The 22,928-nt window shown below is 53.5% G+C and carries 27 protein-coding genes; 1 reads left to right on the plus strand and 26 read right to left on the minus strand.

Annotation, left to right across the window (positions count from 1 at the left end; translation table 11 throughout):
• Nucleotides 1-68 precede the first annotated feature (68 nt).
• Nucleotides 69-605 carry a tetratricopeptide repeat protein gene (locus tag ABIE48_RS19715; RefSeq protein ID WP_116229710.1) on the minus strand — a complete coding sequence of 179 codons (537 nt, stop codon included), beginning with the start codon at nucleotides 603-605 and terminating at the stop codon, nucleotides 69-71.
• Between the two features lie 50 nt (nucleotides 606-655).
• Nucleotides 656-985 (minus strand): nucleotide pyrophosphohydrolase, encoded by a 330-nt coding sequence (locus ABIE48_RS19720; RefSeq protein ID WP_076170120.1) that lies wholly within the window; start codon nucleotides 983-985, stop codon nucleotides 656-658.
• 187 nt (nucleotides 986-1,172) lie between these two features.
• On the opposite strand from ABIE48_RS19720, the gene ABIE48_RS19725 reads away from it, so the two are divergent.
• Nucleotides 1,173-2,042, plus strand: a complete 870-nt coding sequence (locus ABIE48_RS19725; protein ID WP_076170119.1) for a YitT family protein — start codon at nucleotides 1,173-1,175, stop codon at nucleotides 2,040-2,042.
• Between the two features lie 85 nt (nucleotides 2,043-2,127).
• Here the strand turns inward: ABIE48_RS19725 and ABIE48_RS19730 are convergent, their stop codons facing one another.
• From ABIE48_RS19730 to ABIE48_RS19845, 24 genes are all read right to left on the minus strand, one after another.
• Entirely contained in the window at nucleotides 2,128-3,009 is an 882-nt protein-coding gene (locus tag ABIE48_RS19730) for a sporulation protein YpjB (protein ID WP_145023932.1), read from the minus strand.
• A gap of 61 nt (nucleotides 3,010-3,070) precedes the next feature.
• Nucleotides 3,071-3,694, minus strand: a complete 624-nt coding sequence (locus ABIE48_RS19735; protein ID WP_145023931.1) for a DUF1405 domain-containing protein — start codon at nucleotides 3,692-3,694, stop codon at nucleotides 3,071-3,073.
• A gap of 152 nt (nucleotides 3,695-3,846) precedes the next feature.
• Entirely contained in the window at nucleotides 3,847-4,722 is an 876-nt protein-coding gene (locus ABIE48_RS19740; protein WP_105444695.1) for a menaquinol-cytochrome c reductase cytochrome b/c subunit, read from the minus strand.
• A 19-nt stretch (nucleotides 4,723-4,741) separates the two neighbouring features.
• Complete coding sequence (gene qcrB, locus ABIE48_RS19745; protein ID WP_076170115.1) at nucleotides 4,742-5,413, minus strand: menaquinol-cytochrome c reductase cytochrome b subunit; 672 nt, start codon at nucleotides 5,411-5,413, stop codon at nucleotides 4,742-4,744.
• 15 nt (nucleotides 5,414-5,428) lie between these two features.
• A complete protein-coding gene (locus tag ABIE48_RS19750; RefSeq protein ID WP_181153012.1) occupies nucleotides 5,429-5,971 on the minus strand; it encodes a Rieske (2Fe-2S) protein in 543 nt (180 codons plus the stop codon).
• Between the two features lie 170 nt (nucleotides 5,972-6,141).
• Nucleotides 6,142-6,582, minus strand: a complete 441-nt coding sequence (locus tag ABIE48_RS19755) for a DUF2487 family protein (protein WP_145023930.1) — start codon at nucleotides 6,580-6,582, stop codon at nucleotides 6,142-6,144.
• A 152-nt stretch (nucleotides 6,583-6,734) separates the two neighbouring features.
• Complete coding sequence (locus ABIE48_RS19760; RefSeq protein ID WP_076170113.1) at nucleotides 6,735-6,914, minus strand: IDEAL domain-containing protein; 180 nt, start codon at nucleotides 6,912-6,914, stop codon at nucleotides 6,735-6,737.
• A gap of 24 nt (nucleotides 6,915-6,938) precedes the next feature.
• Nucleotides 6,939-7,445 (minus strand): gamma carbonic anhydrase family protein, encoded by a 507-nt coding sequence (locus ABIE48_RS19765; protein ID WP_089548041.1) that lies wholly within the window; start codon nucleotides 7,443-7,445, stop codon nucleotides 6,939-6,941.
• A gap of 44 nt (nucleotides 7,446-7,489) precedes the next feature.
• Nucleotides 7,490-8,617, minus strand: coding sequence for a hypothetical protein (locus ABIE48_RS19770; protein ID WP_192715610.1), 1,128 nt, complete (start codon nucleotides 8,615-8,617; stop codon nucleotides 7,490-7,492).
• A gap of 93 nt (nucleotides 8,618-8,710) precedes the next feature.
• Complete coding sequence (locus ABIE48_RS19775; RefSeq protein ID WP_192715611.1) at nucleotides 8,711-9,298, minus strand: histidine phosphatase family protein; 588 nt, start codon at nucleotides 9,296-9,298, stop codon at nucleotides 8,711-8,713.
• A 40-nt stretch (nucleotides 9,299-9,338) separates the two neighbouring features.
• A complete protein-coding gene (locus ABIE48_RS19780) occupies nucleotides 9,339-9,941 on the minus strand; it encodes an anti-sigma factor family protein (protein WP_192715612.1) in 603 nt (200 codons plus the stop codon).
• The gene (locus ABIE48_RS19785; RefSeq protein WP_145024608.1) at nucleotides 9,938-10,531 is read right to left on the minus strand and encodes an RNA polymerase sigma factor; all 594 of its coding nucleotides are present in this window, start codon (nucleotides 10,529-10,531) and stop codon (nucleotides 9,938-9,940) included. The genes ABIE48_RS19780 and ABIE48_RS19785 overlap by 4 nt, the downstream gene beginning before the upstream one ends.
• 499 nt (nucleotides 10,532-11,030) lie before the next feature.
• A complete protein-coding gene (locus ABIE48_RS19790) occupies nucleotides 11,031-12,128 on the minus strand; it encodes a prephenate dehydrogenase (protein WP_192715613.1) in 1,098 nt (365 codons plus the stop codon).
• A 24-nt stretch (nucleotides 12,129-12,152) separates the two neighbouring features.
• Nucleotides 12,153-13,253: a histidinol-phosphate transaminase gene (gene hisC, locus ABIE48_RS19795; RefSeq protein ID WP_192715614.1), complete on the minus strand. Its 1,101-nt coding sequence runs from the start codon at nucleotides 13,251-13,253 to the stop codon at nucleotides 12,153-12,155.
• A gap of 28 nt (nucleotides 13,254-13,281) precedes the next feature.
• Complete coding sequence (gene trpA, locus ABIE48_RS19800) at nucleotides 13,282-14,088, minus strand: tryptophan synthase subunit alpha (protein WP_145023918.1); 807 nt, start codon at nucleotides 14,086-14,088, stop codon at nucleotides 13,282-13,284.
• Nucleotides 14,085-15,284, minus strand: coding sequence for a tryptophan synthase subunit beta (gene trpB, locus ABIE48_RS19805; RefSeq protein ID WP_116229700.1), 1,200 nt, complete (start codon nucleotides 15,282-15,284; stop codon nucleotides 14,085-14,087). Before trpB ends, trpA begins: the two co-directional genes overlap by 4 nt.
• Nucleotides 15,281-15,952, minus strand: a complete 672-nt coding sequence (locus ABIE48_RS19810) for a phosphoribosylanthranilate isomerase (RefSeq protein WP_192715615.1) — start codon at nucleotides 15,950-15,952, stop codon at nucleotides 15,281-15,283. Before ABIE48_RS19810 ends, trpB begins: the two co-directional genes overlap by 4 nt.
• The gene (trpC, locus tag ABIE48_RS19815; protein WP_192715616.1) at nucleotides 15,945-16,775 is read right to left on the minus strand and encodes an indole-3-glycerol phosphate synthase TrpC; all 831 of its coding nucleotides are present in this window, start codon (nucleotides 16,773-16,775) and stop codon (nucleotides 15,945-15,947) included. Before trpC ends, ABIE48_RS19810 begins: the two co-directional genes overlap by 8 nt.
• Entirely contained in the window at nucleotides 16,765-17,805 is a 1,041-nt protein-coding gene (trpD, locus tag ABIE48_RS19820) for an anthranilate phosphoribosyltransferase (RefSeq protein ID WP_145023912.1), read from the minus strand. Before trpD ends, trpC begins: the two co-directional genes overlap by 11 nt.
• A gap of 25 nt (nucleotides 17,806-17,830) precedes the next feature.
• Complete coding sequence (gene trpE / locus ABIE48_RS19825) at nucleotides 17,831-19,384, minus strand: anthranilate synthase component I (RefSeq protein WP_145023910.1); 1,554 nt, start codon at nucleotides 19,382-19,384, stop codon at nucleotides 17,831-17,833.
• Between the two features lie 319 nt (nucleotides 19,385-19,703).
• A complete protein-coding gene (gene aroH, locus ABIE48_RS19830; protein WP_145023908.1) occupies nucleotides 19,704-20,078 on the minus strand; it encodes a chorismate mutase in 375 nt (124 codons plus the stop codon).
• A complete protein-coding gene (gene aroB, locus ABIE48_RS19835; RefSeq protein WP_192715617.1) occupies nucleotides 20,071-21,177 on the minus strand; it encodes a 3-dehydroquinate synthase in 1,107 nt (368 codons plus the stop codon). Before aroB ends, aroH begins: the two co-directional genes overlap by 8 nt.
• 2 nt (nucleotides 21,178-21,179) lie before the next feature.
• Nucleotides 21,180-22,349 (minus strand): chorismate synthase, encoded by a 1,170-nt coding sequence (gene aroC / locus ABIE48_RS19840; RefSeq protein ID WP_145023906.1) that lies wholly within the window; start codon nucleotides 22,347-22,349, stop codon nucleotides 21,180-21,182.
• Between the two features lie 347 nt (nucleotides 22,350-22,696).
• Nucleotides 22,697-22,861, minus strand: a complete 165-nt coding sequence (locus tag ABIE48_RS19845; RefSeq protein ID WP_163879324.1) for a hypothetical protein — start codon at nucleotides 22,859-22,861, stop codon at nucleotides 22,697-22,699.
• Between the last annotated feature and the right edge of the window lie 67 nt (nucleotides 22,862-22,928).

Genomic DNA, 22,928 nt, shown 5'->3' on the forward strand with positions numbered 1-22,928 from the left:
CCTTTCTGACACGGAAAAATGACCCGGGGATCCAGACATTACATGAGATAAACTTTAGTTCATTCTATTTAGGTGGATGAATCGTATAAATACGAGTTTAGCCGGCCTTTTAACTGCTCCAGCATATCCTGCAGGCCGTGGTCATGGGGTTGAAGGGCGATGACTTCCTTGATAGCCGATATGGCAAGCGCGTGCTCGTTCAGCTGGCTGTAGGCAAGCGCAAGCCAAATATACGCCTCCCCGTAGAGCGGGTCGAGCCGCACCGCTTCCTTCAAAATAGATACCGTTTCATACAATTGATTGGCAGGTGCTACATCGGGAGAATCAATCGTTTTTTTCGCATCCTGCACGATGCGCATCGCCTGCAAATGCTGAACATACAAACCGTATTCCGGCTTATCGGGTGCAAGCCTGGAGGCTTCTAGCGCACGTTCCATGGCCTTATCCAGCCGGCTGCTTCTTGCATAGGTTACGGAGCATCTATAATGAATTTCTGCATCCTCGGGGTTTTCGGCGATCGCTGCTTCAAACCAATGAAGTGCTTCTTCAAAATCGTTCTGCAAAATACAATGGTAAGCCTTTTGGACAAAAGGTTCGGACTGCATAGCTGCTCCCCCCGTTCAGGCGGTTTTCCTACAGCATATGTTCATTCCGCCTAATCGGTGTCCTTTTTCGTCCAACGGTCCTTATCGCGCGTATTGAATTTGTGCATGACCTTGTCGTGCGCTTCCGTCAGGTCGATCCCCAGCGAATTCGCAAAGCACATCGTTATGAACAAAATATCTCCGAGCTCGAGCTCAATGGAATTATCCGCTTCGGAAGGCTTCTTTGGCTTTTCCCCAAACCGGTGGTTCACCTCGCGGGCCAGCTCACCGACTTCTTCGGACATCCTTGCCAGCATCGATAACGGACTGAAATACCCTTCTTTAAACTGGGAGATGTACCGGTCGACTTCCCGCTGCATTTCTGCCAATGACTTCTCCATGATACCGAACCGTCCCCCTCTTTCGTATGTACAATGCTTCACGTCACGCCGGACGCTAGTTTACTCCATATGTTATCGCAAAGCGGAAATGAAAACAAATATTTTTTAATCGCCGGGGAAAAAGGTATACTATGGAATGGAGCGAAGAAAAACCTTTCTTCCTACTTCTGGTATTGCGGGGGATTTCATGAGTTCATCCAAGTTGTTTATTCAGCTCAAGCTCGTATTGCCCATCATTTTGGGCTCTGCCGTATATGCCTTCGGCCTGCTTTATTTCATTATCCCTAACCAGCTGATGGAAGGGGGCGTTACAGGGGTAACCGTCCTCCTGAATTATGCATTTTCCATTCCGCCGTCCCTGTCGACTCTGGTGCTGAACATCCCGCTCTTCCTTCTCGGCTGGAAAATCCTCGGCGGCAGACAGATGATTTATACGGGCGTCGGGATCGCATCGCTGACGTTTTTTCTGTGGTTCATCGAAAAGCTGATTGATGCCGGGTGGATCACGCCGTTTCAAACGGAAAGAGACTACATATTGGCTTCCCTGTATGCAGGCGTCACTCTCGGAGCCGGACTGGGCGTCGTATTCCGCTTCGGCGGGACGACCGGCGGATCCGATATCATTGCACGCATTTGCAACCGGCGATTTGGCTGGAGCATGGGACGGGTCATCCTCGTGATCGATATTATCATTATCGGGGCTTCCCTGTTCTTCATCCCTAGAGAGCGGATCCTGTACACCTTCGTAGCCGTCTTCATCGCCTCCAGGGTGATTGACTTTATCCAGGAAGGTGCCTATGCAGCCAAAGCCTTTACGATTATTAGCGACCACGCCCAAGAAATCGCCGACCAAATCACGGTCGAGATGGAGCGGGGCGTTACGCTGATTCCAGCCATAGGCGCGTACTCCAAGCAGGCCAAGCATATGGCCTACTGCGTCGTCGGACGCCAGGAGATCCGCAGGCTCCACGATATTGTAAAATCGGTGGACCCGCGGGCATTCGTCATCATTAGTGATGTGCATGACGTTCACGGCGAAGGTTTTAAAGAAGAATAATCGGAAGCACACAAAAAGCCCGCCGGCTCTTGAAGCTGGCGGGCTTTTCCAATGGACAGCAAATGCGGCCCAGTACCCATATGAACTACAGCTCTTTGGGCTTCACGCTTTTAAAGCTGTCCCGCTCCCCTTTATATTTCCGGTAACCGGTATAAGTCAGGATCAGGATGATAAACGAGCCGGCCCAGAAGGTCCACGGCCACAGTCCGTTGACCTCGTCAATGGGGGCGAAAGCCGGGTTATCGTCTTTTTTCTTACCGAATAAGCCGTTAAACACTTCCTCGCCGGAAGTCACGACATCCTGAATTTCGGCAGCCGAGGACGATGAAGACTGAACCAAGCCGCCTGCATAAGATACCCAGGCATCCGCTGCTGTGATTTCCTCCGGCTTGCGCTGGATGATCACGGCCGGGCGGATGATCTCATAGTGGTTCTGCAGGCTCTCGTAAGCCGCTTTCATCCCCCGGGAGTCGGCAGCGGCCGCCCGGGCCTTCATTTCGCTCAAATCCTCACGGAGCACCTTGTAGTACTGCATCCACATCGGCTGCTTGGGGTGACTTAAGCTGTCCGCGGCCAACCGGAATTTGGCAGAAGCGGTCTGCCATTGTTCCTGCTGGATTTGCGCCTGATTCGTCGCTTCCTTCATTTCCACCAAGCTCTCCGACAAGGCATGAAATCCTTCCACACTCGTCAAGCCTTGAAAGGATGAATGCTCAAATATATCGCTGGCCTGCAGAATTTCCTGCCGGACGAGATTGATGTTACCTTCCAGTACATGCTGATATAGCGAGTCGGCCAGCATATCGAGCTGCTCCGCCTGCTTCACCGCCTCAGCATTCCCGCCTGAGCCTCCTGCAGCCGACAGCGTATCGGCGTCCGCCGCCACCCAGGATAGACTGCAGCCGAGTCCAAGCAGCACCATGATGACCGCCAGGCTCCATCTGGCAGCCGTGCCTCTACGTAACATGGGACATCCCTCCTACCGTATATGTATGGCAGAAGGGATGTCCCTAGAACTGAACTTGAAGTCAGCGCCTTGCCTGTCTGATGACAAGCCAAGCCAGCAGCGCGCTGAACAGCGTCAAACCGAAGGTAAAATATTGTACGCTCGCGATATCGTCCATCAGCTGAACGGGCAGCCAAGGAAATACCCCGTATGTATAATCCACCGTATCGTTCAGGAATGTCCAGGCCGCAGCCGGAATCAGCATCGTCACGCCTAACTTGAACAAGCGGACGTACAGCAGCGCTTCAATGGCCATCGCCGAATGGGAGAGAACCAGCATCCAGTCCTGCCATACCAGCGGGGAACCCTGTGCATATCCGGCAAATATGATGCTCACCGCCCAAATGCCGTATTTCACCGACGTGACGACGGCCAGCGCCTCAATCAGCAGCCGGAGTCCGTAGCCGAACTTCGTCTTAGGCGGATACAGCAGCATATAGATTGCGATCGTAAAAAATAAGCTTGCCGTCGGACTGTCCGGAACGAAAATGACCTGCCAGAAGGGGTTGTTCGCCACGGTATATTCCATTTGTTCCGCATACCAATAGTAACCGTATACTGTTCCCAGCAGGTTGCACCATAACAGGAGCCATAAAAATCCCCGGTTTCCGAGGAGCGAACGGCTCCAGAAATAAGCGATCGACACGCTTGTCCCTCCTTGTACTCCCACGATCCCTTTACCGCTAAAGCTGGGTTATTGAGGTTCGTTCATCGTGTTTTTAGCATGTAAGCCATACTTTCTGATCTCTTAAAAAAACCTGATCGTAAATACGATCAGGTTTTCATAAGTATGGCCGCTTATTGCTCTGCCTTTTGCTTCGAAAGCCATTCTGCCAAATGATCGATGTCTTTGTCGGTCAGGCCTGCAGCGATTGCTGAGTCGTACATGGCAGGCATCTTACCTTCATAGCCCTCTTTGATGATTTTCAGAATGTCTTCTTTGTTATGTTTGTCGCCGACTCCACGGAGAGACGGACCCGCAGCACCTTTCATATCCGCTGCGTGGCAGGTAATGCAGCCTGCTTTTTTATAAGATTCCATTGCCGGATCTTCTTTATCGACGATCGCGATCTCTTTTTGCTGGTTCGCGCTGGTCGTCGGAAGTCCTTTTGCCTTGTTTTCGGCCGCTTTCTCTTCACGCTGGATGTTCTCCGGAATTTGACCGGTTGCAGCCATTTCTTCTTTGTAGTGGTGCCATGCGCTGTTTGTTAAATAAACGCAGGCTATCAAAGACAGCAGCATGAGCGAGGATGCGATCGGTCTACGATAGAAGCGGCGTTCTTTGCCTGTATCCAGAAACGGCGCCAATAGCAACGAACCAAATGCGACACCACTCACACCGATGACACCTAACACGACATAATCACCGGATGCATATGGCAGCTTCAGGTATTGATACAGGAACAAGAAGTACCAGTCAGGCATTGGAATAATAGACGCGCTCGGGTTCGCAGGAAACCATAGAGGAGCAGGCTCCGCAATAGTGAGTACGAGAAACCCGACGAGTACGACAACACCGACCATCCATTCTTTCAAAAGAAAGTTAGGGATAAACGCTTCCGATTTACCTGGATATGACGTGTAGTCCGGCGGCGTAATGAACCCGTTGCCTTTGCGGACGCGCGAGTCGCCAACATATACCACTTTTTCTTTTGAATTGTTACCGTGTGCCATGGATATTCCTCCCTTCTTATTATAGTGGACCGGAAATGCCCTGTCTGCGGATCATAATAAAATGTCCGACCAGAAGAATGAGCAACACGGCCGGGAGGAAAAAGACGTGAAGTGCGAAGAAACGCGTTAACGTCTCGGCACCTACAATTGTACCGCCCTGCAGGAATTCCTTAATGATCGGCCCAAGCCATGGAACGGAATTCGCAATTTCCAGCGTAACCTTTGTTGCAAAGTAGGCTTTGTTATCCCATGGAAGGAGATAGCCTGTCAGGCCCAAGCCCAGCATGATAAAGAATATCAGCATACCCACGACCCAGTTCATTTCACGAGGCGCCTTATAGGAACCTGTGAAGAACACGCGCATGGTATGTAGGAACATCATAACGATAACCAAGCTCGCCCCCCAGTGGTGCATACCGCGGACGATTTGCCCGAAGGCTACTTTCGTCTGGAGGTACTCAACGCTGGCGTAGGCGTTAATGATGTCCGGAACGTAATACATGGTCAGGAACATCCCCGACAGGATCTGGATGACCGTGATAAAAAACGTCAATCCGCCAAAACAGTATACAAACGCAGAGAAATGATGCGCCGGGTTAACGTGCTCCGGCACTTCATGGTCCGCCACGTCTCTCCAAATCGGCGTGACATCAAGACGTTCATCAATCCAGTTGTAGACATTCTTAAACATCCGAATCTACGCCTCCTATTTCACTTCAGTATTTGGCTCTACCCCGCCCAAATAAATCCAACCGTTTTCAATTTTCAATTTGTAGGTGTCGAGCGGCTTCGGCGCTACAGCCAAGTTTTTGCCTTCTTTGGTATAACGTGCCCCGTGGCATGGGCAGTGGTATTCATCCGGGAAGCTTTTATCATTGTTCCAGCCGACCGTACAGCCCAAATGCTTACAGATCGGGGACAGCGCATAGATTTTTCCCTGTTCATCCTTGCGTATCCAAGCAGTTAATGTTGCAGTGCTTGCATACCATCCATCCTGCTGCTTCAGCTCAAAAGAGAATTCCTGAGGCTCGTCGGTAATTTTGCTTTCTTCGACAACTTTAATGAACTCTCCCTCGCCCTTTTTATGCAGGATCGGATCCACAGCAAAACGCACCATCGGCAGGACCGCACCGGCTGCCATGTAAGCAGTGGCACCGCCCAATGTATAAGTCAGAAATTGTCGACGGGACATTTCTTTACGACCGGGTGGTTTGTGAGATGGTTCATGGTGCTCATTTTGGTTGCTCATAATGTCTTCAACCCCCTTTGTCAACCAAGTCTTAAAGTGCTTTCAATGATTATTATCACACGACTTACTAGGACATAATAATAATATATTAGCCTTATAAGACCGTCAAGAATATCCAACTCTTTTATCAGGCGGAAGAAGATTTACCCAATTAAATTGTTGAATTTCTGTCACATTTCCATCTTGCTGTCACGCTGCCACATTTCCTGTATTTTATCCTTAATCTGGCCTGCTATACCTGCTCCGCCCGTTTCTTCATTGAATCCTTTCCGGGACAGAACCAAATCGCAGCCTTCAATCCGGCCTTGGATCAGCTCGATGTCTGCCGTCATGACAATGACGTAAGCAAAGCCCGCTTTCCTTACATTGCGACAAACTTCCTGCAATAACGACAAATCCTCCCCTTGACCGTATTGTACGGCCGGATATGTAATGATCCTCCCTTTAAACGGGATCTCGACCAGGTCCATAAAATCCCGCAGCCGCGCCAGCGCCTCCGTCGCTTCTATGGGAGACTCTTTGCCCGACAGGCCGGTGTAAGGGATGAGGCAGGTGTCGAAATAGGGGGAGAGTTCACTCCATGTTGCCTCTTCCACTTCGCTGAACTTCATTCAAGGGTTCACCCTTTCCATTATTTTTCACCATTCCATTCTATAATATGCTTGTTCCCGTGTCAGCAATTTGTAAAATTCATTGGCGCAGTCCATCCCAACAAAAAAGAAATGCAGCATGGATGCCTGCATTTCTTTTCATTTATTTCCACTTAATTAAGCAACTTCAGTTCATCCGTCAGGTTACGGAAAGCCGCCTCGTCTCCGGATGCCAGAGCCCTGTCTATTTCGCGGTAAAGCTCTTCGCTCCGGTGTTTTCGCAACGCTTCGTCCCATACCATTTCAGCCGCCAGCCCCAACATGACTTCATAAGTAGCTTTCATCTTATCCATTAGGATGCACCTCCGAACCTTTGATTAGAACATCCTATACTCTTTACCCTTGTCCACATAGTTTTGAGTGGTACGATACATTCTGCGCAAGTCTTCTTCGGTTAATTCACGGACCACTCTCGCCGGCGAACCCAGAGAAAGCGTATAGGGTGGTATTTTTTTATTTTCAGTAACGATAGATCCTGCCCCTATTAAAGCATATTCACCAATCTCGGCCCCGTTCAGTACGATGGCCCCCATTCCGATTAATGTACCTTTGCCTATTGTGCAGCCGTGAACGATGGCGGCATGTCCGACCGAGACGTCGTCCTCTAGAATCAGCGGCTCGTCCGTATTTACGTGGCCTACCGCTCCATCCTGAATGTTGCACCGGTCACCGATCACGATGGGTGCCATATCACCCCGAAGCACGGCGTTAAACCATACGCTTGATTGCTGTCCAATTTGAACGTCACCGACAATTTTGGCACCCTCCGCGACATAGACGGATGGGTGGATCTTTGGCAGATGCTGGCCGTAAGGTAACAGCATGTTTTCATCACCCCTTAACTTTGGGAGTGATTGTAACAAGGCGGCTATGACTTGTCAATGAGCGGTTCCAGCTCGCCGCTTCCGAGATTCAGGCTTTTGCTGGCCAGCTTTTGTCCAAAAGCGGTCATTTTCAAAACCATGCCGCTCTCCGGACTTTCTCCGATGCGGATCAGCCCAAGATGCATCATCATCGCGATAATTCTTTCATTTAATATCGACTCTGCAGTGTCGTAATAAAACGGTTTGATCAGCCAGCCCAAAGCATCATGCAGGGAAGCGGCGGTTACCCATTCCTTAGCGCATTCCCCGGTCCAATATACGAGGGATGCCAAGTTAGGTATGGCGCTTTTATAAAGTTTTAACCAAAAGCGGAAAATTTGTACCATGCTCTCTTTCGTTCCGCTTTCCAGCAGCTCTGCGCCCTTGCCCAACAGCTCCAGCCGGCTGCCGTTTTCTTCGATATATCTGTGGTAGAACGCATAGTCATACAGAAGCGCCATCCGGTTTGGGTATGCATTGAAGCTCCTACCGTAGCCAAAGCGCCACCCCCCTTTGGTCAGCAGGGGCTCGCTGACATGGAACATGTCCATTAACTGCTGCTGGTATCGCTTGTACATTACGAATTCCTGATTCAGCTCGATCTCCTGCTGGTTCACATACTTCAGCATGTACATCAGATCCTCGGCGCACAGATCCTGCTCTTCCCGGTAAACCGGAGGCTCTCCGGATTTAACGACCTTTCGCTTCAGCGTGTGTCCAAGCTCGGCCCGGAACCTGTCCTTCAGATCAACCGGCATTTGAAACAGATATTTCGTGCTGGATGTCATCCCGTTGAACAGCCAGCCGCTGCGCTTATAGCGGGCGATAGCTTCCCTCGGGGTCTCATGCACCTCGTTTGTCGGGAGGTCAAAAGTCGTCTGCCGGACGACAGCCGCCAGATCTTCTACGCTGTAAAACGATCTGCTGTCAAACAAAACCGAATTCAGAAAGCGTAAATCTTGAAGAGAAACCGTGTTAACCTGCTGTGCGATAAACTCCCTCCGGTTCAGCGTGACCAGGATGCTTTGGATCAGTTCATGCTTGGAATTCCGTTTGCACTGGCATTGGTAGTGGCTTGCAATGGTAGTCAGCTGGCCGATATCCGCATACGAAAGCATATCCGCTAAATTCATGTCATCATCGCCTCGCCGTTTTACTACCATTATGGGAATTATTACAATTTTTATTCGATCCGGGCAAAAAAAATAACCCGGCGCTTGTCCGAGTTATCCGTTCTTTTCCGCCAAATGGCGGGTGCAATTATAGAGGAGCGGCACCCAGTCGATATCCTTTTTCTCCAGGATCGTAAGCGACAGGTTGCCAATCCGTTCCGTATATTTATCCCTGTACAGTGACTTGTACAGCTGTGCCAGCAGCCCGCCGTGACTCACGACGAGCATGTTTTTATCGGGGTAAGCCGTCCACATATCCTCCATAAACGCCAAAGCTCTAGCCTCAATCTGCTCGATCGACTCCTGGCCAAGGTCATGCACATCCCACTGCTTGCCCCAGCGGCTTTCCCGCTCATCGGCCGTCAGTCCCTCCGCTTGCCCAAAACTCCGTTCATTCAGCCGCTCATCAGGCTCAAGCAGCGGAATGTGGAGCTTGTCGGCAAGAATTTGCCCGGTTTCCCGCGCGCGGGAGAGCTTGCTGCTGATGATAAAATCCCAGCGGTACGGTTCGTGAAGCAGCCTTTCCCCAAGCCGCTCCGCCTGCTGCCTGCCCTCTTCATTTAATGGGATATCGCTCTGTCCCTGAATTTTGCCGAGCTTATTCCAATCCGTCAGGCCGTGGCGGACCAAACCGATCATCATGCGCGTATCCCCTTTCTTCTATATATATATGCGAAAGAACCTATTTCCTGATACGGCTGACCCTTCCCAATGAAAAGAGGGCCATTCCTACCCCGAGTACCGACAAAATCATCCAGTACTGCGGATGGGTCGGACCCATGCCTGCCACAAGCGGCTCGATAATCCCGCTGTTCGTCTTCGGGATCACATAACTGACCTGTTCCGTCACCACGGACGAACCCGCAACGCCGGTCGGAAGAATCCCGGTAGGTACCGCTTCGGCTGTCTCTTTAACAAACAGCTTATCCATGATGACCCAATACAGAAAGCTCACCAAAAATACCATGACAAACCCGGCAATCCACCAGGACATGCGTTTTCGGGTAGATGCAGGTACAGCAAAAGGTTTGCTCTGGTCCGGAATCAGCCATGGAGACTCCCGGTATATACGGTCCATGACGTTCCGGTTGATTTCTTCCGCCTGTTCTTCCGTCGGCTCCTCCTGCAATTCCATCATGAGAACCCGGCTTTCTTTCCATAACGCCAATTCTGCTTGGCAATCACTGCAAGTGGCTGTATGCTGTTCGAGCTCAATCCGTCTCGGATCGTCTTCTTCCAAATCCAAAACGATGCCGAACAGGCTGTGAGCCTCATCGCAATTCATTTGCTTTTCATCCCTTCATATTCTTCATACGTCAGCTCGTAAAAATACGGCTCCAGCTGAATTTTCACACTGGACCTTGCCCGGAATAGAAGAGATTTTACAGAGCTGACGCTTTGACCTAAAATGTCGGCAATCTCCTGGTAATCGAGCTGATCGTATTCCCGTAAAATGATCGCGGATCGCTGCTTTTCCGGCAGGTTGTTTATGGCCTCCCGAACCAGCTCGACCTTCTCAGTGCGCAAAATGGCCTGCTCCGGCGCCACCTCCATCGGCGCAACCGGCGTTACCCCGCTCTCCTCCAGCGGCACATTGGCGCTGCGCTGCTTTCTCAGCTCGCTGAGCACCGTGTTCCGGGCAATCGTATAGAGCCATGTGGAGAACGATGCGTCGACCTCACGAAACGAATGCAGGCTCTTGAAAGCCTTATAAAACGTCTCTGAACACAGGTCTTCCGCCATTAACTCCAAATGTGAACTTTTAAGCATATGATATACAAAAGCCAATATTTTCCGCTGATAACGGCGCATCAATTCAGAGAAGAGCTCAACATTGCCCTTCTTGATGTCCTGTATCATCTGCGAATCCGTCATTTCCATTGTGACCTCCTCGACCGTACACAAGCATCCCCGTTCGATTCAGTTATATGTTTGTACTGAACAGGTGATGAAAAGTTGCGGTATTTACGCCACCGCGCGGCAGTATAAACGTCCAAAAAGCTATGTATTCGGCAAAATCGGCAACGATTCTACAAATATATCATTTCCATTGTAACATATTAATTCCTGCTAGTCAGTCGAACCTCAAACGGAATTGCCAAATCCAAGGAGATGTTAACGCTTTTTGGGACACGCTGAATCATCACTAATCTCTTAATAGACGAATTTCGCCCCGTAAATGTTGCTAGATTATAGAAAAAAAATGGCCGCAAAATAAAAAAAGGCAAAAAAAAACCACCCGCATCGGGTGGCTGCACAAAGTGCCATTTATTTGGATAGGAGTGGAGAGAAACCATACTGTACTTTTATTATATGTATACGTTTTCATTTTGTCAACACTAAAGTAAGCGTTTTTTTGTAAACGTTTTAAAATTTACTGCGATACCTGATAACTCATGGATTGCAGCAGTTCCTTGGCCCGCTCCAAATCATGTTCCTGCCTGAAGGACAGGCGCAGAATGCCCGGGACGTCCTCCCGGCTCTCGATGATCTGCATGTTGCTGAGGTTGATGTGCCTAACGCCCAGTTCTGTGGCGATTTTCCCGATAATACCGGGCGTATCCGGTACGTCGAGGTACAGATCAAAACTAGGCGTAATCATGCCCTTGCGGCGTTCCGGAAGCTCGCTGCGGAAATCGTTCGCCTTGGCAAACGCCTCTTGAATGGCCTGTCCATCGCCCTCTTCCAGCATCTCTACGAACGCGGCGATGCCTTCATTCCAGTCCTTGAGCTGTCTGAGCAGTACGTTTTTGTTGCCCAGCAGAATGTCGCGCCAAATCAGCGGATCGCTGGATGCAATCCGGGTAATGTCACGAAAACCGCCTGCCGCGAGCAGCCGGTATAAGGAATTGGAATGATTGTAATCGCACACCTGGTTCACCAGCGCCACTGCGATGATATGCGGCAGATGGCTGATCGCCCCGACGATTTCATCATGCAGGACCGGATCCACCTTGACGATTTGGGCGTGGGTGTAAGACAGCAGCTGCGCCAGCGCGTCATAAGCATGATCAGGCGTGCCCGGAGGCGGAGTCAGCACGTAATACGCGTTCTCAAACAGCAGCGGCGTGGCCGCCTCTACACCGGAACGCTCGGAGCCGGCCATCGGGTGCCCGCCGATAAAGTAAAAGTTCTTGAAATCATGCGCACGCGCCGCCTGCGCGATGCTAGCCTTCGTGCTGCCCACATCGGTGATGATGCAGCCCTTTTTCAATGGCAGGGCGCTTAACCGGTCCAGGTATTCTTCCAGCATACCGACAGGAACGCACAAAAAAATGAAGTCCGCATCAAGTGCGGCTTCTTCCATGGACAGCGTCGCTGCGTCGACGACGCCGCGGCTCATATATTTGTCGGCCAATTCAGGGAGATGGGCATGGCCCACGACGGTTAAGCCGGGCTTGCCTTTAAAGCAAAGCGCCAGCGAACCGCCGATCAGACCCACTCCAAATATAGCAATCTTCGTTGTATTCATGTTCCCTCACTCGTTTGTTCGCACTTACTGCACTTGGGCCTTATCTTCGCTCAATACCTGCTCCAATGCGTGAATAAATGCTTTATTTTGTTCCTCGGATCCAACGGTTACACGAACATGATTCGGATACTTGCCGAATCCGGCGCGAACGATGATCCCCTTCTGAAGCAGCGATTGGAACATTTCCACCGCAGGCTTGCGCACATTGACCATAATAAAGTTGCCGTGCGCGGGGAAGTAATCGAGGCTTAGCCGGTCGAACTCAGCCTGCAGCTGCTTGATGCCCTCCGCGTTCGCGATGCGGCAGTTACCCACGTATTCCTGATCGCCAAGCGCCGCTTTGGCCGCTGCCTGGGCTGCCCGCGTTGTGTTGAACGGTTCGCGCACCCGGTTGATCAGCTGAATGACCTCAGGCTGAGCCACGCCGTAGCCGATCCGCAGGGAAGCCATGCCGTAGATCTTCGAGAAGGTCCGGAGAACGACTAGGTTTGGATATTGGGATAGGAGCTTGCTTCCGTCCGGGTAGGAGAGGTCGGTTACATACTCGAAGTAAGCCTCATCCAGCACCACCATCACATCCGATGGAACTTGATCCAGGAAGCCGGTCAATTCGGTTTCGGAGAGAATCGTTCCCGTCGGGTTGTTCGGGTTGCAGATCCACACGATCTTCGTCTTGCTGCTGAGCTTGGCGAGCATCGCTTCAAGATCATGCTTTCCGTCCACCAGCGGAACCTCGATGCTGACGGCCCCTTCGATGTCGGCGTTGCTTTTATACACGGAGAAGGTTTGATCCGCCATGATGGTCTCGTCGCCGGAAACCAAGAACGCGCGGCAGATCAAGGCGATGACTTCGTCCGAGCCGCAGCCGAAAATGATTTGCCCGGGCTCAACACCCAGGAAGCGGGCCACTTCAGCCGTAAGTTCCACCGCGCCTCCGTCCGGGTACAGACTGATGTTGTCGAGCTCGGCAAGCACCGCCTCCTTTACACGCGGCGAAGCACCGTAAGGATTTTCGTTGGAAGCCAGCTTGATGACTTCGCTGAGACCAAGCTCCCGCTTGACTTCTTCAATCGGTTTGCCCGGCTCATAGACCGGAATGTTCACTATCTGGGATTTTGGTTTCACCGTATCCCCCCTCACTTTCAACTCAAGATTATGGTTTTAATTGTGCCACAAATTCACGAATTTGCAAAAGGCCCTGTTCATGCGTATCTCCACCCTGCAGCAGCGGAATGGCTTCTTCGACCTTGCGGACGATGGCGCTGCCCACGACGACACCGTCGCAGATCCGGGAAAAGCGCACCGCCTGCTCCCTGTTCGAAATACCGAAGCCGATAGCCACCGGAATGTCTGTATACTTCTTCACGCTGGCGATGAAATCTTCCACGCCTTCATGGAAGCTCGCCCGCTCACCCGTTACGCCGAGCGAGGATACGCAGTAAATGAAGCCTCTGGCTCCTTCCACGATCGATTTGATCCGCTCATGGGAGGTCGGAGCCACCAGCGGCACGACATGGATATCCGAGCGTTCGGCTCGGGCACGCACGTCGGCTGACTCTTCAATCGGCAGGTCCGGGATGATGATGCCGCTGATGTCATGCGCTTTGACCTCTTCAAAAAAGCGGTCCAGCCCGAACTGAAGCACCGGATTGTAATAAGTAAACAGGATGAACGGCAGGTTCACCCCGGCCTTGCGCGCTCTGACCGCCGTTTCCATGCAGGTCTTGATCGTTACCTGATGCTTCAGCGCCCGCTCGGAAGCCCGCTGAATAACCGGGCCGTCGGCCAAGGGGTCCGAATACGGCACGCCCAGCTCGATCATGTCGGCACCGGCCGCTTCGAGACCGGCTATAATTTCAACCGACGTATCGGGATCCGGGTCACCGATGGTCAGAAACGGAATCAGAGCCGTTTGATTCTCCTGTTTGAGACGGGCAAACGTTTGATCCATCAAATTCATGCCTGTTTACCTCCCGTATAAGCCATGATGGACTCCACGTCCTTGTCTCCCCGTCCGGACAGGCAGATGACGACGATGTCGTCCTCTCCAAGCCGCGGCGCCATCTTCACCACTTCAGCGATCGCATGTGCGGATTCCAGGGCCGGAATGATCCCTTCCGTCCGGCATAGCAGCTGAAGCGCATCGAGCGCTTCCTGGTCCGTGATCGGAACGTATTGGGCGCGCTCAATATCCTTAAGGTAAGAGTGCTCCGGTCCGACGCCCGGATAATCCAGGCCAGCCGATATGGAGTGGGCTTCCTGCACCTGGCCGAAATCGTCCTGCAGCAGATAGCTCATGGAGCCTTGGAAGACGCCATGGGTGCCCTTGCTCATCGTCGCGGCGTGGAAGGCGGTCTCCACACCCTTACCTGCGGCCTCTACTCCGATCAACCGTACGTCCTTGTCCTCGATAAACGGATAGAACATGCCGATCGCATTGCTGCCGCCGCCGATGGCCGCGACAACATAGTCCGGAAGACGCCCTTCGGCCTCCTGAATCTGGCGGCGCGTCTCGTCGCCGATAATCCGCTGGAAGTTGCGCACCATCATCGGATACGGATGCGGCCCTACGGCAGAGCCGAGGATGTAGAACGTATCGTCGACATGGCTGACCCAGTACCGCAGCGCCTCGTTGCCGGCGTCCTTCAGCGTGCGCGAACCGGATGTAACGGGTACGACTTCGGCGCCCAGCATCTGCATCCGGAATACGTTCAGCGCCTGCCGTTTCGTATCCTCTTCCCCCATGAACACCTTGCATTCCATTCCAAGGAGTGCGGCTACGGTTGCCGTTGCCACACCATGCTGGCCTGCTCCCGTCTCGGCAATGACCTTCGTCTTGCCCATTCGTTTGGCGAGAACGCCTTGTCCGAGCGCGTTGTTGATTTTATGGGCGCCGGTGTGATTGAGATCCTCCCGTTTCAGGTAGATCTTCGCCTGCCCCAAATGCTTGCTGAGACGCTCCGCATAGTACAGGGGCGTCTCACGGCCGGAGTACTGCTTAAGCAGATAGTTCAGCTCCTCCTGAAAGCTTGGGTCGTCCGAATATCGGTTGTATGACTCCTCGAGCTCGATCAGCGCGTTCATGAGCGTCTCGGGAACGAATCTTCCGCCAAACGGTCCGAAGCGCCCGTTCTTGTCTGGTAATTGTGTTGTCATGCCTGCTTCACCCTTCCCACAAATGCTGCGATTTTGTCTATATCCTTTACTCCGTCACTTTCCACGCCGCTGGAAACGTCTACGCCGTCAGGGCTGTACTTATCAATCAGCTCGGCCACGTTGGACGGCAGAAGGCCGCCGGCTACAAACAGCGGAATCCCTTGGGCTCTCGCCCAATCGCGGTATGCCGGTATCTCCTCCCAGGCAAACGTGCTTCCCGATCCTCCGCCATACACCGGATCGAATGTATCAAGCAGCAGGCCGTCGATTACGCCTGCGTATAGTTCATGATTTATAGATGCTTCAGAATTCTCATTAAGGGATTGAACCGATAGGACCTTGAATACCCGGGTCCCCAAGCGCTCCTTGACCTCCCGGCAAAATTGCGGGCTTTCCTGTCCATGGAGCTGAACGACGTCGAGCTGGGCCTCCTCCACGATCGCGGCAAGCTCTTCCAGTTCCGGGTTGACGAACACGCCGACGCTTTGCGGAATTTCGGGCGTCTTCCACGCCTTCAGCTGCGCTGCAAGCAGGGCAGCCTGCTCAGGCGTTACCCGGCGCCGGCTCGGTGCGAATATGAATCCGATATAATCCACAGGCAAGTTTACCATTGATTTTAGCACTTCAACGTCCTGAAGTCCACAAATTTTTACCGCCGTCTCACCCACGATGCTTCACTTCTTCCCCGGATAAGATCGGCCCCATCAAGTCACGGACCGCCTCCGCGATGTCATCCCGGCGCATGAAATACTCTCCGATCAGCACGCCGTTTGCTCCCGCCTGCTCCAAATACGCCATATCTTCTTTGCCCGCGATACCGCTCTCACTGATGACCGGAATCCCTTGTGGAATCAGCTCCCGAAGCTTTGCCGTTGCCTCCAGGGAGGTCTCGAACGTATGCAGATTCCGGTTGTTGATCCCGATCAGCGCCCCTTGGTGCAGATCCGCTCCGAGGCCAAGCACGGCTTCGAGTTCTTCCCGGCTGTGAACCTCAATCAGGGCGTCGAGCCCGAGCGCACCTGCCCGCTGCAGGTAAGCGGCGATTTGATCGGGCTCCAGAATGGCCGCGATCAGCAGCACCGCGTCCGCACCGAGGAGGCGGGCTTCATAAATTTGCCGCTCGTCGATAATGAAGTCCTTCCGCAGGAGCGGCAGGTCCACCGCGGCGCGCACATCGCGCAAATACTGCCCGCTCCCCTGGAAGTATTCAACGTCCGTCAGAACCGACAGGCAGTCGGCCCCTGCCGCTTCATAAGCCTGGGCGATACGCACCGGATGAAATTCCGGACGGATGAGACCCTTGGAAGGCGACGCCTTCTTCACCTCGGCGATCAGACCCATGCTCCGCTTGCGTCCTGCAGTCAGCGCCCGGTGGAACCCTTTGGTCGCGGGCATCGCCGCGATTTGGCGCTCCGCTTCCGCAAGTGAAAAATGCTCGGCGAGTCGGGCCACCTCGGTCCGTTTGGTTTGTACGATTTTATCAAGATACATAGCTCAGCTCTCCTGTCATTTGGATCAGTTGCTCAAGTTTGGCCGAAGCGCTGCCGTTGTCGATGGCCCGTGCCGCAGCCTGTACGCCTTCCGCGATGCTGTCTGCAATACCCGCTACATAGATACATGCCCCCGCGTTGGCCAGCACGATGTCGCGGTACGGGCTCTTCTCGCCTGCCAGCACCGAACGGATAATGGCGGCATTCTGCACCGCATCGCCGCCCAGAACGGCTTCCAGCGGGTGGACGTCCAACCCGAGATCATGCGGGTGAATCTGATAGGTCCGCACTTCGCCGTGACGCAGTTCGGAAATTTGCGTCGGCCCCGAGATGCTGATTTCGTCCAGCCCTTCCAAGCTGGTCACAACGAGCGCACGTTTGGAGCCGAGCTCCTTCAGCACGTTTGCGATCGTTTCGGTCTTGTTCCGATCGTAGATTCCCAGCAGCTGACGGTCGGCTCCTGCCGGATTCGTCAGCGGTCCCAGCATGTTAAATACCGTCCGCACGCCGAGCTCCTTGCGCGGAGCGGCTGCATGCTTCATGGACGGATGGTAGATTTGGGCGAACAGGAAGCAGATACCGATTTCCTCGAGGCACCGTTTAGCCTGTTCACTGCTCAAGTGGATGTTAACGCCGAGCGCCTCCAGCACATCGGCGCTGCCCGCGCGGCCGGAAGCCGAGCGGTTGCCGTGTTTTGCCACCCGTACAGAAACGGAAGAAGAAATAATCGCCGAGACGGTGGAAATGTTGAATTTGTGGATCCCCGATCCGCCCGTTCCGCAGGTATCCAGCAGCCTTGCGTTATCGGTCGCTACATGGCTAGCGACGCTTCTCATCGCTTCGGCAAACCCCGTGATTTCCTCCACGGTCTCCCCCTTGATCCGCAGCGCCGTCAGCAGCGCCCCGATCTGGGAAGATGTCGCCGCTCCCTCCATGATGCACTGCATCAGTCCGCGGGCTTCCTCCCTTGAAAGATCCGCGCCTCCGATCAATTGTGACAAACTCGCATGTATCAATTCGCTTGCGCTCATGCTCTTTCCTCTCCTTTCCGATCCATTAAGGTGTATATTCAAAGAAATAATCCTGATTGGTCACTTCCCGCTCCAGTTTGACCGGCGGGAACATCGCTTCCGCCGTCCGGATCGATTTCAGGAGCGCTTTGGCTTTGTTCACCGTCTCCTCATACTCTTTCTCCGGAACGGAGTCCCACACGATGCCTGCGCCCGCCTGCACGTACGCCTTGCCCTTGCGGAATATGATCGTCCGGATCGTAATACAGGAGTCCATGTTAGCGTTAAAGCCCAGATACCCGATGGCGCCGGCATAAGCGCCCCGCGCCTCCCGCTCCATCTCGGCGATGATCTCCATCGCTCTCAGCTTCGGTGCTCCGGACACCGTTCCCGCCGGCAGGCAGGACAGAAAGGCATCGAAGAAATCTTTGTCGTCCCGCAGCGTCCCCGACACATTCGAAACCATGTGCATCACATGCGAATACTTCTCAATTTCCATAAAGCTGTCGCATTTCACGGTGCCGAACGCCGACACCCTGCCAAGATCGTTGCGTCCCAAATCCACGAGCATCAAATGCTCGGCGCGCTCCTTCTCGTCGGCGAGCAGCTCGGCGGCAAGACGGCTGTCTTCGGCCTCATCGGCCCCACGCGGCCGCGTGCCTGCGATCGGCCGGGTGCCGACCTTGTTGCCGTCGACCTTGACCAGCGCCTCGGGTGAGGTGCCGACAATGATTTCTTCGTGCATTTTCAAATAATACATATAAGGCGAAGGATTCAGTGTTCTCAGCACCCGGTACACATGCAGCGGGGACACCTCCGTCTCGATATGAAAGCGTTGGGACAGCACCACCTGAAAAATGTCCCCTGCGCGAATATACTCCTGCGCTTGGCGAACGTTCGCCATATACTGCTCCTTGGTCATGTTCGACTTGATTTCGCCGAGGTCGATATCCACCGGAATGCTGCGGCCGTTGACATTCTCTCGCGGACCCTGCTCTTGCAGCTGCCCCGCGATCTCCTCCAACTTGCGGTCCACCTCGTCATACGTTTTGCGGATCGCTTCGTCGTTGTCGCCTTCCTTTACATGCACGTTGCCGACCAGCAAAATTTGCTGCTTCACATGATCAAACACGATGACCGTGTCGCAGAACATGAAGCGGATGTCGTCCATCCCCAGATCGTCGACCTGATGCGCGGGAAGCTTCTCATAATACTGCAGCAGATCGTATCCGAAGAAGCCAATCGCTCCTCCCGTGAACGGAGGAAGATCATCGAGCTTGGGGCTTCGGTACGAGCGAAGCAGCGCCTTAAGCTCCTCAACAGGCTTCCCTTTCATGAGCTGCTTCTGTCCGCCCTGCTCCAGCACGATTTCCCCCTTCTTGCCGGAGATCATCATGAACGGGTCCGTCCCGATAAACGAATAACGGGCCCACTGGCTTCCTCCCTCTACACTTTCAAGCAGAAATGCGCATTCCCGCTGGGCATAGCGCTGAAATATACGGATTGGCGTTTCCATATCGGCCAGCAGCCGCTTGACGACCGGGATCAGATTGTACTGTCCGGCCAGGGCGATGACCTGCTCTTTATTAGGATTCAACATCGTGTACCCTCCTTCGATTGATCAGGACTTTGTTGAGCAGCAGACTCAAAAGCAACAAAAAAACCTCTACCGAAGTAGAGGTTTGGATTTCAATAAGTATATGAAAGAGTCCGACAGCATGAACCGCATCAGCATTCACCCGTCCCCTAATACAAGGTAACGCCTTGACTGCCTCAGAACGGACATGTTGACGAAATATATCATGCAACACTATGGACTCTGCTCTACTATACTTAACTCATCTCATCTAAACTCTACTCATCTCAACTACCTTCACTATACAGGAACATTCCCTGTTATGGCAACCATGTTTTTCAAATCAGGCTTTGGGTGCGGCCAAATCCGGGCGCAGCTTCTTCGCTTCATTCAGGTAGACGTGGTTGATCTCTGCCTGGCCCTTCTCGGTATTGACCGTCACCATAAGACGGATGCAGCGCGGCAGGCTTCCCTTTACAGGAACCTCCATCGAACACATCAGCGGCACAAGCTCCCAGCCTTCCAACTGGCGGATCGCTTTGGCCGGAAACGCTGCATCCAGATCTTGGGTCAGCGTAATCCAGATGCTGCAAATGTCTTCCGGATTGATCTCGTTGCGGCCGGCAATTTCCTTCATCAAACGAAGGGTTTCATCCAGAATTTCCTGTTCGTCGTTGCGGGTTACTGTCGTTGCTCCCCGTATTCCCCGGTTATACATGCTCAGGCTCCTTTCTTCTCAGCTCTTCGATCACTCCGCGGACCAGAGCCTCCGGAATGTCTTTCACAATGCTGACCTCCCCGATCCGATCCGGGACGATAAACACCATGGTGCCTTCCGTAAATTTCTTGTCATGCTTCATCGCCGCGATCAGCTCATCCGTGGACAAGTGCTCCGGCAGTACGACCGGAAGTTTCAGTGCCTTCAGCATGGACACCGTTTCCGGGTAGATGGAGGCATCGCGTCCCAGTTTGACAGCCAGCAAAGCCGAGCCCGCCATCCCGATGGAAATCGCCTCACCGTGCAAAAATTCCCCATAGCCGCCAACCGCTTCAATCGCATGGCCAATCGTATGGCCCAGATTCAAAATGGCGCGCAGGCCGCCCTCGCGTTCATCAGCCGACACGACATCGGCCTTGATGGAACAGCCGCGTTCCAATCCGTACGCCAGCGCCTCCCGGTCCAGGGACAGCAGCTCAGACGCGTGGTCGCGGCACCAGCCGGCAAACTCCGCATCCCGGATCAGGCCGTGCTTGACCATCTCGGCAAGACCGGCGGATACTTCGCGCGGCGGGAGCGTCTGCAGCGTATCCATGTCGTATAGCACCAGCTCGGGCTGGTGGAAGGCACCGATCATGTTTTTGGCGAGACGGTGGTTGACGGCTACCTTCCCGCCTACGCTGCTGTCATGCGCCAGAATCGTGGTCGGAATCTGCACAAACTTGACGCCGCGCATATATGTAGCAGCCACGAAGCCGGCAAGGTCTCCGACCACGCCGCCGCCAAGCGCCAGAACGGCCGAGCTGCGGTCCAGACCGCCCTGGATGGCCGTCGTCATCACTTCTTCATACACCGTGAGGGATTTGGACGTTTCCCCCGATTTGACGATCGAGACGACCGCTGTATATCCCCGGCTTTCCAGACTTTGCTTGAGGGTGTCCAGATGGCGGGCCGCAACCTGCTCATCCGTGACGATTAGATGCGTGCTTTTCTTGGTCAGCCCATGCTTCTCCAGATAACTTCCCGTTTCGGGAAGAAGGGCCGGGCCAATATAGATCGGATACGAACGGTCGCCAAGCTCCACTTGTACGGTTCTCATCATTAGTACCTCTCCACTTGGGCAAGGTAATTTTCATAGTTGGCTTTGATTTCGTCCATGGAATCGCCGCCGAACTTCTCCAGGAACGCCTTGGCGATTTCCCATGCGACCACATGCTCCATCACCACGCTCGCCGCCGGAACGGCGCAGGCGTCCGAACGCTCTACCTGAGCGGTGTACGGCTCTTTCGTATCAATGTCCACGGTCTGCAGCGGTTTGTACAGCGTCGGGATCGGCTTCATCACGCCCCGGACGACAACTGGCATGCCGTTGGTCATGCCGCCCTCAAAACCGCCCAGGCGGTTGCTGGCCCTGGTATATCCCTTGCCTTCCTCGTACAGGATCTCGTCGTGAACCTGGGATCCGCGCAGCACGCCGGCCTCAAACCCGATGCCGATCTCGACGCCTTTAAACGCGTTGATCGACATGACCGCCTGAGCGATCCGTCCGTCCAGCTTGCGGTCGTACTGCACATAACTTCCGAGACCGACCGGTACGCCCTCAACGACGCACTCCACGATCCCCCCGATGGAATCGCCTTCTTTCTTGATTTCATCGATGTAGGCTTCCATCTTCGCTTCCGTCTCAGGATCCACCACCCGGACCGAAGAAGCCTCGGTGCGTTCGATCAGTTCGTCGACGCTCAGGTTGTTGGCCGGCGCTTCAATCTCGCCGATCCGGATCACCTGCCCGGCAATTTTGATGCCGAAAGCTTCGAGAAACTGGCGGGCGATCGCCCCGCAGGCAACGCGTGCCGCCGTCTCGCGCGCACTGGAGCGCTCCAGCACGTTCCGCAGGTCTTTATGGTTGTATTTCAGGCCTCCGTTCAGGTCGGCATGTCCCGGGCGAGGACGGTGAACGCGGCGTTTCTCTTCATCCGACCCTTCGATCGGCTCCACGTTCATGATATTGCTCCAGCTCGCCCAGTCCTTGTTCTCGACCACGAGGGCAACAGGCGCTCCCGTCGTATAACCGTGCCGAACACCGCCTACAATATTCGCCGTATCCTTCTCGATTTGCATGCGGCGCCCGCGTCCATGCCCCTTCTGTCTGCGTGCAAGCTGAAAATTGATGGCTTCAAAGTCCAGTTTCAACTGGCTCGGTAATCCTTCGATAATGGCCGTGAGTTGAGGTCCGTGCGTCTCCCCCGCCGTTAAGTAGCGTATACTCATGGTGCTTTCCCCCTTTAAACTGTTAAACATTAACTGGCTAAAATCCGCAGATATCTTTTGCCATTATAGTATAGGTGCCACGCTTTGACAAGAAACCCCTACAGCTATATACAATGTGCTAAAGCTAGGGAAAACACTTCGCTGTAATGAAGTTGATTCAAGGAGAAGCTTGGTTCATATTAGCCCGTTATATTGAATTCCCACGATCAAGGCCAGCTGTTCGGTTCGTTTACAGCTTCAGTCCTTTGCATGGGGGCACCCGAAAGAATAGCCCCGTAACCAAGCACAAAAAAGCACCGTCTTTCCTAGTGAAAGAGCGGTGCTTATTAGCGCCAGCTTCCGCCTGCCTACCGGCTGACCGGCTGGCTGCTTCGCTGCGTATTCTTCTGACCTTCCAGGGAATCCTGTACCAGGCGGCTCAGCTGGACGCTCTCAATGCCCAGAATCTGTCCGCATTCCTGAATGGTAATAAACCCGCGCTGATACGCGGTAATTACCTTTCGTTTGTCCATGATGTGCAAACCTCCGCTTTGTCTGATGCCGTAATATAATCGTAGTATCGCAAAGAGAAGGTTTGAA

Source organism: Paenibacillus sp. OAE614 (assembly GCF_040546645.1).
Taxonomy (GTDB): domain Bacteria; phylum Bacillota; class Bacilli; order Paenibacillales; family Paenibacillaceae; genus Paenibacillus_AQ; species Paenibacillus_AQ favisporus.